General features: G+C 69.1%; 13 protein-coding genes. 11 read left to right on the top strand and 2 right to left on the bottom strand.

Annotation, left to right across the window (positions count from 1 at the left end):
* Positions 1 to 20: 20 nt before the first annotated feature.
* Complete coding sequence (locus ACQ3HE_RS11720) at positions 21 to 986, bottom strand: LacI family DNA-binding transcriptional regulator (RefSeq protein WP_124767854.1); 966 nt, start codon at positions 984 to 986, stop codon at positions 21 to 23.
* A gap of 154 nt (positions 987 to 1140) precedes the next feature.
* Between ACQ3HE_RS11720 and ACQ3HE_RS11715 the strand changes: the two genes are divergently transcribed.
* The 8 genes from ACQ3HE_RS11715 to ACQ3HE_RS11680 all read left to right on the top strand — a co-directional run bounded on the left by ACQ3HE_RS11715 (position 1141) and on the right by ACQ3HE_RS11680 (position 9483).
* Positions 1141 to 2658 (top strand): mannitol dehydrogenase family protein, encoded by a 1518-nt coding sequence (locus ACQ3HE_RS11715; protein ID WP_430892888.1) that lies wholly within the window; start codon positions 1141 to 1143, stop codon positions 2656 to 2658.
* Positions 2655 to 3659 carry an L-idonate 5-dehydrogenase gene (locus ACQ3HE_RS11710; protein WP_430892887.1) on the top strand — a complete coding sequence of 335 codons (1005 nt, stop codon included), beginning with the start codon at positions 2655 to 2657 and terminating at the stop codon, positions 3657 to 3659. Before ACQ3HE_RS11715 ends, ACQ3HE_RS11710 begins: the two co-directional genes overlap by 4 nt.
* 57 nt (positions 3660 to 3716) lie before the next feature.
* Positions 3717 to 5108 carry an MFS transporter gene (locus ACQ3HE_RS11705; protein WP_430892886.1) on the top strand — a complete coding sequence of 464 codons (1392 nt, stop codon included), beginning with the start codon at positions 3717 to 3719 and terminating at the stop codon, positions 5106 to 5108.
* Between the two features lie 30 nt (positions 5109 to 5138).
* Positions 5139 to 6380, top strand: a complete 1242-nt coding sequence (gene manD / locus ACQ3HE_RS11700; protein ID WP_430892885.1) for a D-mannonate dehydratase ManD — start codon at positions 5139 to 5141, stop codon at positions 6378 to 6380.
* A gap of 157 nt (positions 6381 to 6537) precedes the next feature.
* Positions 6538 to 7626 (top strand): hypothetical protein, encoded by a 1089-nt coding sequence (locus tag ACQ3HE_RS11695; protein ID WP_430892884.1) that lies wholly within the window; start codon positions 6538 to 6540, stop codon positions 7624 to 7626.
* A gap of 40 nt (positions 7627 to 7666) precedes the next feature.
* Positions 7667 to 8179: a hypothetical protein gene (locus ACQ3HE_RS11690; protein WP_159876547.1), complete on the top strand. Its 513-nt coding sequence runs from the start codon at positions 7667 to 7669 to the stop codon at positions 8177 to 8179.
* Between the two features lie 66 nt (positions 8180 to 8245).
* Entirely contained in the window at positions 8246 to 9115 is an 870-nt protein-coding gene (gene rarD / locus ACQ3HE_RS11685) for an EamA family transporter RarD (RefSeq protein ID WP_430892883.1), read from the top strand.
* Between the two features lie 86 nt (positions 9116 to 9201).
* Entirely contained in the window at positions 9202 to 9483 is a 282-nt protein-coding gene (locus tag ACQ3HE_RS11680; RefSeq protein WP_430892882.1) for a hypothetical protein, read from the top strand.
* A gap of 48 nt (positions 9484 to 9531) precedes the next feature.
* Here ACQ3HE_RS11680 and ACQ3HE_RS11675 read toward each other — a convergent pair whose 3' ends face one another.
* Positions 9532 to 10554, bottom strand: coding sequence for a LacI family DNA-binding transcriptional regulator (locus tag ACQ3HE_RS11675; RefSeq protein WP_430892881.1), 1023 nt, complete (start codon positions 10552 to 10554; stop codon positions 9532 to 9534).
* Positions 10555 to 10705: 151 nt separating this feature from the next.
* Between ACQ3HE_RS11675 and ACQ3HE_RS11670 the strand changes: the two genes are divergently transcribed.
* The 3 genes from ACQ3HE_RS11670 to ACQ3HE_RS11660 are packed head-to-tail and all read left to right on the top strand — an operon-like array spanning position 10706 to position 14522.
* The gene (locus tag ACQ3HE_RS11670) at positions 10706 to 12715 is read left to right on the top strand and encodes a beta-galactosidase (protein WP_430892880.1); all 2010 of its coding nucleotides are present in this window, start codon (positions 10706 to 10708) and stop codon (positions 12713 to 12715) included.
* Complete coding sequence (locus tag ACQ3HE_RS11665) at positions 12712 to 13656, top strand: carbohydrate ABC transporter permease (protein WP_159876555.1); 945 nt, start codon at positions 12712 to 12714, stop codon at positions 13654 to 13656. The genes ACQ3HE_RS11670 and ACQ3HE_RS11665 overlap by 4 nt, the downstream gene beginning before the upstream one ends.
* Positions 13653 to 14522 (top strand): carbohydrate ABC transporter permease, encoded by an 870-nt coding sequence (locus ACQ3HE_RS11660; protein ID WP_079704354.1) that lies wholly within the window; start codon positions 13653 to 13655, stop codon positions 14520 to 14522. The genes ACQ3HE_RS11665 and ACQ3HE_RS11660 overlap by 4 nt, the downstream gene beginning before the upstream one ends.
* The last annotated feature ends 42 nt before the right edge of the window (positions 14523 to 14564 follow it).

The following is a 14564-nucleotide window of genomic DNA, read 5'->3' as shown; positions in this document are numbered from 1 at the left end:
CGGAGCTGCCGTCCGCCGCGTCAGTCCCGACGCGGGGCTGCGGTCGAATCGCGCACGATGAGCTGCGAGTCGAGACTCGCGACCGAACGGGGTGACCCTCCGGCCATGGCCTGGAGCAGCACCTCGACCGCCAACGACCCGCACCGGTTGATCGCGAGCCGCACGGTGGTGAGACCGGGCTGGCGGATGGACGCCATCTCGATGTCGTCGGTGCCGATGATGCTGAGGTCGTCGGGGCAGCGCTTGCCCATCGACGTGATCCCGGCGTCGATGCCGAGGGCGACCAGGTCGTTGTAGGCGATGACCGCCGTCGCGCCGCTCGCCACGATCGTGGCCGCTGCGGCGAGGCCGCCCTGGATCGAGGCCGCCTGGTGGCCCAGGCGGGTGAACTCGATGTCGAGCTGCTCGCATGCCGCCGCGACTGCGTCGCCACGGCGGAGGTCCGCCCAGGAGTGCTTCGGACCGGCCGCATAGGCGATGTGTCGGTGACCCAGTGCGGCGAGGTGTTCGACCGCCTGCCGTGGCCCGCTCTCGGTGTCCATCACGACGTAGGGCAGGCCGTCGATGATGCGGTTGACCACCACGACCGGGGTGTCGCCCACGAGCGCGCGGATCTCGTCGTCCGGGAGCCGCGGCGAGCAGAGGAGCATCCCGTTGAGCTTCCGCGCCAGTTCGAGCTGCTCGTGCTCCCGATGCAGGTCCTCATCGGTGTCGAACAACACCGGGCGGTGTCGTCCCTGCCAGGCCTGCGCGTGGACGCCCTTCAGGAGGGTCGCGTAGACCGGGCTGGCGATGTCGGGGACGATGACGCCGAAGGTCTTCTCCGCCGTCGAACCGTTCGGGTTCGAGTATCCGAGGTCAGCCGCCGCCGTGAGGACCCGCTCGAGCGTCGCGTTCGCAAGGCGATCCGGCTCGCCGAACGCCCGCGACGCGGTGGCGATGGAGACGCCCGCGTGACGGGCGACATCGGTGAGGGTGGCGGTCACGGTTGATCCTTTGCGGGGTCGGGTGTACTCATGATGCGGCATCGTGCTGCCATGAAACTACTTGACAAACTTTGTACAAACCATTCAGAATCGCTTTCATGATGATCGACGTGGATCTCCTCCAGCCGACGACGCAGAGCCCCGAGGCTCGGCGATGACGGCCCTGCCGCCGCGACTGGGCGCCGGCTCGGGCCCGCGTCCGGAGCACCCGGCACCGTCCGCCGCCGGCATCCTGCACCTCGGTCTCGGCAACTTCCACCGAGCGCACCAGGCCGTCTACACGGCGGCTGCGCTCAGCGCGGGCGGCGATGAATGGGGCATCGTCGGTGTCGCATCCCGGTCCCGAGCGGTCGTCGACGCCATGCGGGCGCAGGATCTCCGCTACACGGTCGCCGAGATCTCACCCACCGGGGCCTCGTTCTCCGTGCCCGCCGTGCACACCGACGCGTTCGTCGCGGCGGAGGATCCGGAGCGCGTGGTCGGCACCCTCGCGGACGACCGCATCCGGGTCGTCACGCTGACCGTGACGGAGCACGGCTACAGCGCCTCGCCGTCGACCGGCCTCCTCGACCTGAACGACCCGCTGATCGCAGCCGACCTCCGGGGAGGTGCCCCGCAGACGACCATCGGCCAGCTCGCCCGCGGTCTGCAGTTGCGGGCTTCGGGTAGTGGAGCGCCGATCACGATCCTGAGCTGCGACAACCTGAGCGAGAACGGCGCTCGCACGGAGGCGCTCGTCCGGGCGTTCCTCTCCGAACTGCGCGGCACCGAGGGCGCGGAAGCGCTCGCCTACCTCGACAGCGCGGTCGCCTTCCCGTCCAGCATGGTCGACCGCATCGTCCCGGCGACGACCCCGCAACTGCGCGAGCTCGTGGCCGCCCGCCTCGGCGTCCGGGACGACGCACCCGTCTCCGCCGAACCGTTCACGATGTGGGCGATCGAGGACCGCTTCGCCGCCGCCCGCCCCGCCTGGGAGGCCGGAGGTGCCGTGTTCACCGACGAGGTCGGGGCGTACGAGCAGATGAAGGTGCGGCTCCTCAACGGGACGCACTCGCTCATCGCCTACCTCGGTGCGCTCCGGGGGGTGGCCACGATCTCGGAGTCGATCGCCGACACCGCCGTCGAATCCGCCGCACTGGCGATCCTCCGCGACGAGTACGAACCGTCGGTGCGGTTCCCGTCCGGCGTCGACGTCCGCACGTATGAGGGGCAGCTCTTCGAACGCTGGGCGAACCACGCCCTCGGGCACCGCACAGCTCAGGTGGGCACCGACGGATCGGTGAAGCTCCGCCAGCGCATCCCGGAACCCGCCCTCCGCCTGCTCGAGGCCGGATCCGTTCCGCACCTCATCGCCCTCACGGTCGCGGCCTACCTGTCCTGCATCGCCCCGATGCCGGGGTTCGACCCCGGTCCGCACGCGCGCGCCATGGTCGATCCGGCCCGCGAGGAGCTCGCCCGGCTGGCGGAAACGTCGACGGACGGCCGGCACCTCGCACAGCGGGTGATCGCCGAGCTGCACCTCTTCGGGCAGGACCTCGCCGAGCAGCCGACCTTCGTCTCGCGGGTCGGCGAACTGATCGACACCATCCGCCGACACGGCGTCGACGCGGCCATCCGCGACAGCATCGCCGCCTCGCAGGCACCCATGACCACGACAGGAGCCCACCGATGAAGACGCTCGCGATCCACGGCGCGGAGGACATCCGCTGGGAGGATGCCCCCACCCCGGAACCACGCGACGGCGAGGTCCGCCTCCGGGTGCGGTACGTCGGTATCTGCGGCTCCGACCTGCACTACTACTTCAACGGAGCGAACGGCGAGTACGTCATCCGCGAACCGCTCACCCCCGGCCACGAGCTCTCGGCCGTCGTCGACGTGGACCCCTCCGGGCGGCTCGCCCCCGGCACCCGGGTCACCGTGCACCCGGCGCGATACGGCCCGAGCCTGCAGGGGCTCGAGGACCGCCCACACCTGCGACCCGGCGGCGACTACCTCGGGAGCGCCGCGGCGGACCCGCACCGACAGGGTGGGGCCTCGGAGTACCTGATCGTCGAACATTCGATGGTGCGCGTCCTGCCCGACGGGCTCCCGCTCGAGCGGGCGGCGCTCGCCGAACCCCTCGCGGTCGCCATGCACGCGGTCGGGCTGGCCGGCGCCGTGCGCGGTGCGCGGATCCTCGTCATCGGTGCAGGGCCCATCGGTCTGCTCGTGATCGCCGCAGCCGCCCGGGCCGGTGCAGCGAGGATCGCGGCGAGCGACATGCGCGAACAGGCACTGGAACGCGCCGCGACCGTCGGAGCCGGTGAGCTCCTCCTCGTGGGTCGCGACGCCGTCGCCGACGAGTCCTACGACGTCGTCTTCGAATGCTCCGGCGCACCGGTCGCCCTGACTCAGGCGGTTCGTGCCGCGAAACGAGGCGGGTCGATCGTCCAGGTCGGCATGCTCCCCGACGCCGACAGCCCGATCAACCTCGCCCCCATGCTCGCCAAGGAGCTCACCATCCGCGGTGCGTTCCGCTTCTCCACCGAGATCGACGACGCGATCGCGTTCCTCGCCGAGGGCGATCTCCTCGACGCCGTCGTGACCCAGGTCATCCCAGCCGAGGAGGCCGTCGACGCCTTCGCCGTCGCGCGGGACTCGTCCCGCTCGGCGAAGGTGCTCCTCGCCTTCTGAGCCACCCACCGCACACACCCACTTCCGCTGCATCCCGTAGGTCCGAAGGAGTACCTCATGTCAGAACCCAAGTCGTCCGTCGCCACCGGCGACCCCACCGCGAGCCGATCCGTCCGCGACCTCGTCCGGGCCGCCATCTCCGGGTGGCTCGGCACCGCGCTCGAGTTCATGGACTACCAGCTCTACTCGCTGGCCGCCGCGCTCGTGTTCGCCGACCTCTTCTTCTCCAACGAGGACCCGGCCATGGCCGTCGTCGCCGCGATGGCGACGTACGGGGTCGGCTACGTCGCCCGTCCGGTCGGCGCGTTCTTCTTCGCCCGGCTCGGCGACAAGACCGGCCGGACCAAGGTCCTCTTCTACACGATCCTGCTCATGGGCCTGTCGACGACGCTCATCGGATTCCTGCCGACCTACTCGCAGGTCGGCATCCTCGCGCCGATCCTGCTGGTCCTCCTGCGGATCGCGCAGGGCTTCGGAGCCGGTGCCGAGATCTCGGGCGCCGGCGTCATGCTCGCCGAGTACGCCCCGGCCAAGCGCCGCGGCATCATCGCGTCGCTCGTGGCGCTCGGGACCAACTGCGGCACCCTGCTCGCCTCCGCGCTGTGGGCCGGTCTGCTCCTGGCGTTCAGCGAGGACGAGGTCATCGCCTGGGCCTGGCGCATCCCCTTCATCGGCAGCGTCGTGATCATGCTCTTCGCGGTCTGGGTCCGTTTCAACCTCAAGGAGAGCCCGGTCTTCGAGGAGCGCGACGACGTCGTCGACGGCAAGGCGCTCACCAAGCAGGAGACCATCGCCCTCGCGACCGAGACCGGCAACCTCCGCACCCTCGAGGCCATGAACCGCAAGCCGATCAAGGCGTTCAGCATCGCGCTCCTGCTGCGGTTCGGTCAGGCCGGCAACTCGGGACTCGTCCAGACCTACCTCATCAGCTACATCACCGTCGTCCTGCTGCTGGACCGGTCGATCGGTGTGAACGCCGTCATCGTCTCCTCGCTCGTCGCCTTCATCACCGTGCCGCTCTCCGGTTGGCTCGGTGACCGGTACGGACGGAAGCGCATGTACATGGTGTGGGCGATCATCGCGCTCATCATCATCGTCCCGACCATGCTCATGATCCACAGCAAGGACACCGTCCAGGTGTTCGTCGGCTACGTCGTCCTGCACAACCTGGCCGTGATGAGCTTCGCGTCGCTCGAGAACCTGACCCTGCCGGAGCTCTTCGGCGCGCGGAACCGCTACACCTACACCGCGATGGCCCGGGAGATCGCCGCGATCGTCGCGACCGGCGCTGGCCCCGTCATCGCCGCCGCCTGGGTGTCCGCCGCCACCGGTTCGTTCATCCCGATCATCATCATGCTCGGCGTCTTCACCCTCTGCGCCCTGGTCGCGTCCATCTGGATGCCTGAGGTCGCCGGTCGGGACCTCACCGACCCGCGCGACGCCATCTGACCGGCACCCGACCTCCTCGAAAGGAACCTCATGAGCATCGAACGCGCGGACGTCATCGTGACGAGTCCCGGCCGGAACTTCGTCACCCTGAAGATCACCACCAGCGACGGCGTCGTGGGCTGGGGCGACGCGACCCTCAACGGACGCGAACTCGCCGTCGCTTCGTACCTCGGCGACCACGTCGCGTCGATGCTGATCGGTCGCGACGAGGACCGCATCGAGGACACCTGGCAGTACCTGTACCGCGGACCGTACTGGCGGCGCGGCCCCGTCACGATGGCGGCCATCGCCGCGGTGGACATGGCGCTCTGGGACATCAAGGCCAAGAAGGCCGGGGTGCCGTTGTACCAGCTGCTCGGCGGGGCGAGCCGATCAGGGATCCGGGCGTACGCCCACGCCTCGGGGACGGACTACCAGGCGCTCGCCAACGCGATCACCGGGTACCAGGAGCTCGGGTTCACCGCGGTGCGGGTCCAGACCGGTGTACCGGGGCTCGGGCAGGTCTACGGGGTGTCCGCCTCAGGGCCCGGTGTCCGCTACGACTACGAGCCGGCGAAGCGCGCGGCGGACGGCTCGGCAGCCACGGCACCGATCGAGGAGTCCTGGGACACTGCCGGCTACCTCGCGCACATGCCGGGCGTCTTCGAACGGATCCGCGAGGACTTCGGGACGGGCCTCCGGATCCTGCATGACGGACACCACCGCATGTCGCCGATCGAGGCTGCCCGGTTCGCGAAGGACATCGAGCCGTACAAGCTCTTCTGGCTCGAGGACTGCACACCGGGGGAGGACCAGACCGCCCTGCGACTCGTCCGCCAGCACTCGACCACGCCGCTGGCCATCGGCGAGGTCTTCAACTCGGTGTACGACTACCAGACCCTCATCACCGAGCGCCTCATCGACTATGTGCGCTCCGCGGTGACGCACACCGGTGGCATCACGGCGATGAAGAAGCTGCTCGACTTCGCGGCGATCTACGGGATCCGTTCCGGCATCCACGGCCCCACCGACATCTCGCCCATCGGGATGGCCGCAGCGCTGCACCTCGACCTCGCCATCCACAACTTCGGGATCCAGGAGTACATGCCGCACAACGAGCAGACCCTCGAGGTGTTCCAGACCTCCTTCACCTTCGACGACGGCTTCCTGCACCCCGGCGAGCAGCCCGGCCTCGGCGTCGAACTCGACGAGGACGCGGCCGCCGCATTCGAGTACACGAAGGCGTACCTGCCGGTGAACCGGCTGACGGACGGCACCGTCCACGACTGGTGAGCGGCGGCGGCATCTGGTGCTCAGCGGCTGTGAGGTGAGATGATGCGGTGCTGCCTCGAACGCGTGCGGTCCTCCGCCACGTCCGTCCCGATGCGCGAGGCGCTGCGGGTTCCGGGACGGCAGCTCCTCCCTGCGACCCGGAATCGAAGGATGCCCGGTGCACGAGGACCCGACCGTCAGCGCGGCCGACACCGCTGAACCAGTCACCCGCGGCGTCAGCGCCGCCCCCGTCGCTTCGCCGTCGCACCGACTGCGTCCGGTCGCTTTCGGCGGTGTCATCGCCGCCACGGTCGTCGTCGCCGCGGCCTGGGTGGTCGGCGCGTCGGTGTCGCTGACGGCGGCCACGGCACCGTCGGTGATGCTGCAGCCGTATCTCGACGCACTGGAGGACGGGCACCTCGAACGGGCCGTCGCGATGGACGGGACCGTTGCCGCCGCCGCCGAACTCGGCTACAGCGTCGACCTCCTGACCGATGAGCGGTACGCGCTCGCGACCGACCGCCCGACGGCCTATCGCGTCGGAGCGACCCGGACCGAGAACGGGGTCGCCACGGTCGACGTGGCGTTCGAGCGCGGCGGTGAACGGCAGACAACGGCGTTCACGCTGCGCGCACAGCCGTCCGGCTTCCTGTGGTTCAGTGCGTGGCGCATCGAACCGGCGAGCCTGCCGACCGTCTCGGTGCCCACGGTCAGGTTCGGTGCGCTGGACCTCTCCGTCGGAGGCGAGCACGTGGGCACGGTGGATGAGACGACGGTCTACGTCGTCGGACCGGGGAAGTACGACATCGCGGCCGACTCGACCACCGGCTTCTTCGACTTCGAGGTGCCCAGCGTGGAGGCCGAATGGGACGGCAGGCCGACGGCGTATCTGTACCCGACACTGACGGCGCTCGGGCAGGAAGGGGCGACCGCTGCGGTCCGCGCGTACGTGGACGCCTGCATCGCATCGACGTCCTATGAACCCGAGGGCTGCTCCATCGCGATCGACAATTCGGAGGGCGACGAGATGTCGGGCGTCACCTGGCTGTTGACCCGTGGTCCCGAGTTCGAGTTCTCGGAGTACTCCGCGACGGCGGGGTTCCTCGTGACCACCACCCGTCGGGGCAGTGCCGACTTCCTCGCCGCGTTCGCCTCGGCGTCGGGCGAATACGGCATCGTGACCGCGGAGGACTGCGAGGTGTGGGTGGACGGTGCCGTCGTGTTGTCGACCGACGGCACGTGGACCTTCGACCCGTACACCTGGTGAGGATGGGCGAAATGATGCACCTGGCGACGGAAGGCGACGCATGAAGTACGTTCCCGCGTTCGGCTTGAAGGCGCAGGTGTTCATGCTCTGTGTGGCGCCGCTCTTCCTCTTCCTCGTGATTCCGAAGGACAAACTGGTGTCAGCGGTACCGGTCCTGGTCGTGGCCTTCGTCGTCCTCGCAGCCGTGGCATGGAACACCCTCGTCGTGACGGCACACCGGATCGTCGTGCTCGATGAGCACCTGGTGGCGTACACGGCCTTCCGCTCCCGCGTCGTCCGTATCGACGACGTCACCTCGATCGGACCGAGCTGGACAGCCCAGAGCTTCCGCATCGCCCTGCGGGATGGTCCGAGCATCAGGGGCTACCGCCGCAACGGCTACGCCGCGTTCGCGGAGGACCTGACGACCGGACACCCGTCGATCGAGTTCCGATACTCCATGCTGAAGCCGAAGACCGATCAGTTCATGGAATCGGGCTACTCGGAGCTGACGGAGGACGAACGTCGCGAAGCCGAGGCCCTCGTCCTGGCCGCCCAGTCGGCCGCGAGCTGAGCTGCCCGCGCGACGATAGGGTGAGGACCCGTGACGGCCGCCCTTCCCCCTGAGTATCGCGAGACGATGCCCCGCGGGGTCCTCGTCTCCGTCGTCGCCTCGTTCCTGTTCGCGGCGCTGTTCTTCCTGCCACCGCTGCTGGAGCCGTTCGGAGCGAACGAGATCTTCGCCTGGCGCGTGATCGCGACGGTGCCGGTGCTCGCGACGCTCATCGTCGTGTTCGGGTGGTGGCGGGACGTCCGCGATATCGCGGTCCGTCTCGCGCGTCGTCCGCTCCTCGTCCTCGTGGTCGTGGTCGACGGGCTCCTGTTGTCCCTGCAACTGTGGCTCTTCGGTTGGGCACCGCAGACGGGGCACGGGCTCGAACTCGCGCTCGGCTACCTCCTGATGCCGCTGGCGATGGTCGTGGTCGGCGTCGTCCTGCATCGGGAGCGACTCGCACCGCTCCGGATCGCTGCGGTCGCCGCAGCCGCCATCGGCGTCACCGCCGCGATCGTCGTGGCCGGTGGGTTGTCCTGGGCGACCATCGCGGTCGCCCTCGGCTACCCGGTGTACTTCGCGATCCGGCGCCGAGCCGGGCTCGACTCGATCGGTGCGTTCTGCTTCGAGCTGGCGGTCCTCGTCCCCGTCGCAATCGTGCTGGCGCTGCAACCGTCCTCACTCGCCATCCTGGCCGCGCGCCCGCAGCTGGGCTGGGGGATCGTGCTCCTCGGGGTGATCGGTGGCGTCGCCCTCGTGCTGTACCTCGGCGCGAGTCGCCTGCTGTCGTTCGGTGTCTTCGGACTGCTCAGCTACCTGGAACCGGTGCTGCTGGTCCTCGTGGCGGTCCTCCTCCTCGGCGAATCACTGACGCTCGCCGACGGGTTCGTCTACGGCCCGATCGTCGTCGCGCTCATCCTGCTGGGGCTCGAGACCTCGCGCCGGCCACCGCGCTGACCGTCTTCCCACCGCACGGCGCGTCGCCGTGAACCTGTGAAGTCAAGCCTCGTGGACCGGTCCGTGCGCCGACGTAGCCTGAGGTCATGGTCACGAAGCATGCTCCAGCAGTGTCGCTCGAGCCGCCCTTTGCCCCGCAGCGAGACGCGACCGACCGACACCATGTCGTTCCGATCGGCAACCGCCAATGGCGGATCTCGAACGACGCCGATCCCTCATCGCCAGACTGCTGTCTCGCCTACGTCGAGGCACAGGGCTCCGGCTACGACGTCCTCATCGTGGCGCCGAGCCCACCCGAGTGGGTCCACGTGGACACCTTCGACGAGGCCAAGCGCGCCGCGATCAGACTGCCGTCGCCACCCGTCTGACCTGATCGACCGGCGTCCGTTCGCGCGAATTCGGGCGGATGAACGGGCTCAGACGCTCCCGCGACGCACGATCGACGTGGGGACGAACGAGCCGACAGGCGAGATCGTCTCGCCCCGGAGCTGCGCGAGGAGCACCTCCGCCGCGCGCTGACCGACGGCCGCCGCCGGCTGGTGCACGGTGGTGAGCGGCGGGTGGCAACGGAGCGCCCACGCCGAGTCGTCGAAGCCGACGACCGACACGTCCTCCGGCACACTCCGCCCTGCCGCTCGGAGGGCTTCGAGTGCTCCGGCCGCGACGGCGTCCGAAGCCGCGAACACCCCGTCGACGGCCGACTCCCGGCGCAGCAGCTCCGACATGCCGGCGAAGCCGTCCTGGTGCGAGTAGAGCGGGACCTCCACGACGAGTCGGTCGTCGAAGCGGTCGCCGAGCGCATCGCGGAACCCGGCGAGTCGGTCGGAGCCGGAGTCCCGGTCGAGGGCTGCCGCGATCATGCCGATGTGCCGTCGGCCGGCACCGATCAGCTCACCCGTGATGTCGGCCGATGCCGACCGGTTGTCGATCCCGACGAAGGGGAGCTCACGGAGGTCGGGCGGGTGGCCCACGAAGGTCGCCGGGAGGCCGAGGCGTTCGATGACGCGCGTGATCGGGTCGTTCTGGCGCGCGGACACCATGATCACCCCGTCGACGAAGCCGCCCGAGAGGTACCGGGTGATGCGGTCGGTGTCGCGCTCGGAGTCGACGACCAGACAGACGAGCTGGTGGTCGGCCTGTGACAGGGCCTCGTTCGCCCCGAGCAGGATGTTGCCGATGTTGGGGTCGTCGACGAACAGGCTGTGCGGCTCGTGGACGACGAATCCGACGGCCTGGGTGCGCTGCATGACGAGGTTCCGGGCGGCCGTGTTCGGCACGTAGCCGACCTTCTCGATGGCGGCCTCGATCGCCTCGCGCGCTTCAGCCGACACGTACCGCTCGCCGTTGACGACCCGGCTGACCGTGCCCCGGGAGACGCCGGCTTCGACGGCGACATCGTGCACCGTCGCTCGTTTGCGTCGGGTCGGCGGAGGGGTCACGGCTCCACCCTAGCGCCGGTCCGGGCGGCCCTCGGCGGGCTCCGTGTTGACAGATTCAGAAACGCACGCCTACTCTGTGTACGTTCACAGACTCTCAACGTGGAGTTGTCGCTCTTCGATCTGTGCACGTTCACAGATCGCGGAAGGCACCATGAGCACGACCCCCACGTTCAGCCACGACGGCATCGCCTACGGCTGCGACTACAACCCCGAGCAGTGGGATCGGTCCGTCTGGCGCGAAGACGTCGCCCTCATGCAGGAGGCAGGCGTCGACCTCGTCGCCCTCAACATCTTCGGCTGGTCGCACCTCGAGCCACGGCCGGGGGAGTTCGACTTCGCCGGGCTCGACGAGATCCTCGACCTGCTCCACGAGGCCGGCATCCGGGTCAACCTCGGCACCGGCACCGCATCGGCCCCACCGTGGCTGACGTTCCGGCACCCGGAGATCCTCCCCGAGACCGAGGACGGGACGACGCGCTTCCCCGGCGGTCGCCAGGCCTGGTGTCCGTCGTCTGCGGTCTTCCGTCGCTACGCCCTCGAACTCGTCGAGCGCGTCGCCGAGCGCTACGGCGCTCACCCCGCCGTCGAGCTTTGGCACGTGTCGAACGAACTCGGCTGCCACAACGCGCTCTGCTACGACGACGAGAGTGCCGAGGCCTTCCGGGGCTGGCTCCGCGCCCGCTACGAGACGATCGAGCGTCTGAACACCGCGTGGGGCACGTCGTTCTGGAGTCAGCAGTACAGCGACTTCGCCGAGATCCTGCCGCCGCGCCTGACCCTGTCGAGCCGGAACCCGAGCCAGGTCATCGACTTCCACCGCTTCTCCTCCGACGAGCTCCTCGGCTACTACCGGGCCGAGCTCGAGGTCCTGCGCCGCCACAGCTCCGTACCCGTCACGACGAACTTCATGGTCACCGCGCACATCCGGAACCTCGACTACTGGCAGTGGGCGCCCGAGATGGACGTCGTCGCCAACGACCACTACCTCGACAACCGCCTCCCGGACCCCACGGCCGAACTCGCGTTCGCAAGCGACCTCACGCGCGGTCTCGCGAGTGGCGGTGCGTGGTTGCTCATGGAGCAGTCCACCGGTGCGGTCAACTGGCAGCCGCAGAACCTCGCGAAGGCACCGGGCGAGATGACCCGGAACTCCCTCACGCATGTCGCGAAGGGCGCGGAGGCGATCTGCTTCTTCCAGTGGCGCGCGTCGCTGCAGGGCTCGGAGAAGTTCCACTCGGCCCTCCTGCCGCACGCGGGCACCGACTCCGACGTGTGGCGCGAGGTCGTCGAGCTGGGCGGCACGCTCGACCGACTCGACGAGATCACCGGCACGCGCGTCCAGGCCGATGTCGCCCTCCTCTTCTCCTGGGAGAATTGGTGGGCGGCCGACGGCGAGAGCCGCCCGACCCACGCGATCGACCACCTCTCGCAGGTCCACGCGGTCCACGCGTCGCTGCGTCGTCTGGGTCACACCGTCGACGTCGTGCGTCCGGGCGCCGACCTCTCCGCCTACCGGCTCGTCGTCGTCCCGAACCTGTACCTGGTGCGCGACAGCGAGGCCGCGGTCGTCTCGGACTTCGTCGCGGCCGGTGGGCACGCCGTCGTCACGTTCTTCAGCGGGATCGCCGACGAGGAGGACCGGGTCCGCCCCGGCGGCTACCCCGGTGCGTTCCGCGAGCTGCTCGGCGTCAACGTCGAGGAGTTCGCCCCCGTCCTCCCCGGCCAGGTGCTGACGCTCGCGTCGGGCCGGACCGCGACTGCCTGGTCCGAGCGGACCCGCGCCCGCGGCGCCGAGGTCGTCGACTCCTTCGCCGACGGCCCGTCGGCCGGTCGCCCGGCCATCACGCGCAACCGCATCGCGGGTGGCGGCGACGCCTGGTACCTCGCGACGAACCTGGACGCCGGCGCACTCGACGAGGTGCTCCGCGACGCAGCCGCGGGGGCCGGGGCGCTGGCACAGGGTGATCCGGACCAGCCGGGCCTCGAGGTCGTCCGCCGCGCCGATGAGGGACGGAGCTACCTCTTCCTCATCAACCACTCGACGAACGACGTCGAGCTGCCGGCCAGCGGGCGCGAGCTCGTCACCGGCGAACCCGTCGACTCCATCGCACGCGTGCCAGCCGGCGCCGTGCGCGTCATCAGAGAGGACCGCACGCGATGAGCGTCAACATCGAGACGGCCGAGGCGACGTCGCCACGGCCCGTCCGCCCGCCGAGGGCGGCCAAGCTGCCGAAGGCGGTGGTGCAGCACAAGCGGGCGATCGCCATCTTCATCGTCCCGTTCGCCCTGCTGTTCGCGCTGTTCTACCTCGTGCCGATCGGGTACGCGGTCTACCAGTCGCTGCTCGTGATCGAGCGTGACGGCACCTTCGGTCAGGCCCGGGAGGTGTTCGGCGGACTGGCGCAGTACGTGCAGGTCTTCCAGAACGGCCCGTTCTGGCAGTCCGTCGGACGGGTGCTCCTGTTCGGCGTCGTCCAGGTGCCGGTGATGCTCGGCCTCGCGCTCCTCTTCGCGCTGCTGCTCGACTCGCCGCTCCTGCGGGGCAAGCGGTTCTTCCGTCTCGCGTTCTTCGTCCCGTACGCGGTGCCCGGCGTGATCGCCGCCATCATGTGGGGCTTCCTCTACTCGCCGAACCTGTCGCCGTTCACCGCGGTCACGCAGAGCGTGGACTTCCTCTCAGCCGATCTCGTGCTCTGGGCCATCGCGAACGTCGTCACCTGGGTGTTCGTCGGCTACAACATGCTCATCATCTACTCCTCGTTGCTCTCCATCCCCACCGAGATCTACGAGGCCGCCCGGCTCGACGGCGCCGGTCAGGCGCGCATCGCCTGGTCGATCAAGATCCCGCTCGTGATGCCGGCGATCGTACTCACGGCGATCTTCTCGATCATCGGCACGCTGCAGCTCCTCGCCGAGCCGCAGGTGTTCCGCACCTTCAGCTCGGCCGTCAGCAGCACCTTCACCCCGAACCTCACCGTCTACACCACCTCGTCCATCCCGAACGTGAACCTCGCAGCCGCCTTCTCGGTCGTGCTCGCGTTGGCGACCTTCGTCCTCTCCTTCGGGTTCCTGAAGTTCACGCAGCGAAAGGAAGGCAAATGACCGCCATCCTGTCCACCGGCCGCGGCCCGCAGGAGAGCCGCCTGTCGCGCGCCGGCGCGCTCATCGTGATGCTCGTCTTCACGCTCTACTTCCTCATCCCCATCTGGTGGCTGTTCATCGCCTCGACGAAGTCGTCAGCGCAGTTCGGCAACTCGGCTCCGCTCTGGTTCGCGGACTTCAACCTGTTCGAGAACATCGGCCAGCTCGTCGCCTACCGCGACGGCGTCTACCTCAAGTGGATGCTGAACTCGGTCCTGTACGCCGGCCTCGGCGCACTGCTCGGCACGCTCTTCGCAGCCATGTGCGGCTACGCCCTCGCGAAGTACCGGTTCCCGGGACGCGACCTGATCTTCAACGTCGTCCTCGGCGGTGTGCTCGTCCCCGCGACCGCGCTCGCGCTCCCGCTGTTCCTCATCTTCAGCCAGGTGGGCCTCACGAACACGTTCTGGGCGGTCTTCCTGCCCTCGCTGGTGAGCCCCTTCGGTGTCTACCTGACGCGGATCTTCGCGGCGTCGAGCGTGCCCGAGGAACTCCTCGAGGCCTCGCGTCTCGACGGCGCCGGTGAGATCCGGACCTTCTTCACCATCTCCGTGCGACTCATGTTCCCGGCGCTCGTCACCGTGTTCCTCTTCCAGTTCGTCGCCATCTGGAACAACTTCTTCCTGCCGCTCATCATGCTGCGCGACGAAGCCCTGTTCCCGGTCACCCTCGGGCTCTACTCCTGGAACTCGCAGGTCAACCAGATCCCCGAACTGCGCCTCTACGTCCTCGTCGGCGCATTCCTGTCGATCATCCCGCTCGTCATCACCTTCCTCCTGCTCCAGCGGTTCTGGCGCTCCGGCCTCGGTGCCGGCGCCGTGAAGTAGTCGGACCGACGAGCAGACACTCCTCTCCATCCCGCACCAACA

It is taken from the genome of Plantibacter auratus, assembly GCF_050587365.1.
In the GTDB taxonomy this organism is placed as follows: Bacteria; Actinomycetota; Actinomycetes; order Actinomycetales; family Microbacteriaceae; genus Plantibacter; species Plantibacter auratus.
Note: the sequence above shows the minus strand (reverse complement) of the source record. Positions and strands in the feature narration are given on the sequence as shown.

Excerpts from the sequence above, each read along its gene's own strand:
- ACQ3HE_RS11715 (WP_430892888.1), top strand. The coding sequence starts at position 1,141 with ATGACGGCCCTGCCGCCGCGACTGGGCGCCGGCTCGGGCCCGCGTCCG.
- ACQ3HE_RS11710 (WP_430892887.1), top strand. The coding sequence starts at position 2,655 with ATGAAGACGCTCGCGATCCACGGCGCGGAGGACATCCGCTGGGAGGAT.
- ACQ3HE_RS11705 (WP_430892886.1), top strand. The coding sequence starts at position 3,717 with ATGTCAGAACCCAAGTCGTCCGTCGCCACCGGCGACCCCACCGCGAGC.
- manD (WP_430892885.1), top strand. The coding sequence starts at position 5,139 with ATGAGCATCGAACGCGCGGACGTCATCGTGACGAGTCCCGGCCGGAAC.
- ACQ3HE_RS11690 (WP_159876547.1), top strand. The coding sequence starts at position 7,667 with ATGAAGTACGTTCCCGCGTTCGGCTTGAAGGCGCAGGTGTTCATGCTC.
- rarD (WP_430892883.1), top strand. The coding sequence starts at position 8,246 with ATGCCCCGCGGGGTCCTCGTCTCCGTCGTCGCCTCGTTCCTGTTCGCG.
- ACQ3HE_RS11680 (WP_430892882.1), top strand. The coding sequence starts at position 9,202 with ATGGTCACGAAGCATGCTCCAGCAGTGTCGCTCGAGCCGCCCTTTGCC.
- ACQ3HE_RS11670 (WP_430892880.1), top strand. The coding sequence starts at position 10,706 with ATGAGCACGACCCCCACGTTCAGCCACGACGGCATCGCCTACGGCTGC.
- ACQ3HE_RS11665 (WP_159876555.1), top strand. The coding sequence starts at position 12,712 with ATGAGCGTCAACATCGAGACGGCCGAGGCGACGTCGCCACGGCCCGTC.
- ACQ3HE_RS11660 (WP_079704354.1), top strand. The coding sequence starts at position 13,653 with ATGACCGCCATCCTGTCCACCGGCCGCGGCCCGCAGGAGAGCCGCCTG.